Annotated in this window: 1 protein-coding gene and 1 pseudogene; both read left to right on the top strand. The window is 61.0% G+C overall.

Annotated elements, in window-relative coordinates; translation table 11 throughout:
* Window positions 1–1055, top strand: a 1055-nt coding sequence (locus A3730_RS20065) for an efflux transporter outer membrane subunit (RefSeq protein ID WP_063538769.1), incomplete at its 5' end; no start/stop codon positions are given.
* Between the two features lie 73 nt (window positions 1056–1128).
* Window positions 1129–1419, top strand: a pseudogene (locus A3730_RS20070) (histone deacetylase); the annotation flags it as partial.

Raw genomic sequence — 1419 nt, forward strand, 5'->3', positions numbered from 1 at the left:
GTAGCAGTGAAAGCTACAACGCCTCCGTGAGTGCCAGCTACGAGCTGGACCTGTGGGGGCAGCTTCGCAATAGCCGTGATGTGGCGCGGGCCTCCCTGCTGGCCAGCCAGTTCAGTCGCGATACCGTGCAGCTCACGGTGATTGCCAGTGTGGTGAATACCTATCTGCAGGTGCTGTATCTGCAGGACAATCTGGCCCTGTCGGAAGAGAATCTGGCGCTGGCCCAACAAGTGCTGGATGTGGTGCAGGCCAAGGTAGAGAACGGTGCCGTCTCCCCCCAGGATCTGGCCCAGCAGAAAACCGTGGTCGCCAATGTGAAAGCGCAGTTGCCGTCCTTGCGTCACCAGCTGCGGCAAAGCCGTTATGCGCTGGCGGTATTGGTGGGAGAAATGCCGCAGGCATTCCAGGTGGGTGGCGGCACCCTGAGCAATCTGCAGCTGCCGGAGATCCAGGCCGGTTTACCGGATCAGGTGCTGGCCCAGCGCCCGGATATTGCCCAGGCCCAGGCCAGCCTGATGGCTGCGGATTATTCTGTGGCCGCCGCCCGGGCGGACTACTGGCCCTCCATCACGCTCACCGGTAGTGGCGGTTATGCCAGCAGCGCCCTGTCGTCGTTGTTCAATGGCGATGCGGTGTACAGCCTGGGCGTGTCGTTGGCGCAAACCCTGTTTGATGGTGGTGCCCGCAATGCGCGGATCAATCAGAGCAAGGCCGCCTGGCAAGAGCAGGTGGCCAGTTATACCGGCACCTTGCTGGTGGCCCTGCAGGAAGTGGAGCAATCGTTGAGTAATGTGCAGGGGTTGGCCGAGCAGCAGCAGTATCGTGAAGAGGCATACCAGCAAGCCGAGGAAGCCTATCGGGTGGCGCAGGTGCGTTATCAGGAAGGCGAAACCGAGCTCACCGACGTGCTCAGCGCGCAAAGCAGTTTTAACAGTGCGCGCCAGAACAGCCTGGATCTGATCTACAACCAGTATCAGTCGCGCATCACTCTGTACCGGGTATTGGGTGAAGGGGGTGAGAGGGATGGAGGGAGCAAGGCACCTGCGGAACCCTGAAGTGCCCCTGGTTTGCCGCTTGATCCGCTAACCGACACAATACGGCGATCGAGTCCAGCCTGTCAGGTCGCCCGTGCTGCCGCTTGTTTATCATCCCGAATACAGCTTTCCCTTTCCCGGCAAACATCGTTTTCCCATGGAAAAATTTGCCCGGCTGCATGGCTACCTGCGCAGCCGGGGTATTGCCCATGGCGATAACGAATTCCGCCCCGGCCGGGCCAAGGCGGCACTGTTAAGTCAGGCTCACTGCCCGCAATACGTATCAGCCATGGTGAACGGGACGCTGGATGCCAGGGCGCTACGGCGCATGGGGTTGCCGTGGAGCGAAGCCTTGATGACGGCGCAGCTGGCACTGCAGCACGGT

This window comes from Alcanivorax sp. HI0044 (assembly GCF_001634945.1).